We start from the raw sequence: 315 nt of genomic DNA, 5'->3' as shown, positions 1-315 counted from the left end.
CGTATGTCGACTCTAAAATTCGTTATAAAAAGTGGATTTGAATATTAAAAAAGGATGAAGAAAATGGCATTAAAACTCTCACGTTAAGAAAATGGTTGAGTGCAGCGTTAAAAAGGTTTTAGCCCTTAGGGTTTGTAAAACCTTTAGCGGAATGAAATCATTTTTAGTAGAGAGGTTTACGGCCAAGAGTTTTTTGATTACTTTTTTGCTCTCAAAAAAGTGATAGAAAGATTCTGCACTTCGATGCTTCGACAGGTTCAGCAACCGAAACTCAGTGCCCGTATTAAAAGTGATAACGAATTTTAATTAAAAAGA

Source organism: Empedobacter sp. UBA7611, assembly GCF_002484365.1.
Classification (GTDB): Bacteria; Bacteroidota; Bacteroidia; order Flavobacteriales; family Weeksellaceae; genus Empedobacter; species Empedobacter falsenii_B.
The sequence above is the reverse complement of the archived record's forward strand: the minus strand, read 5'-3'. Positions refer to the sequence as shown.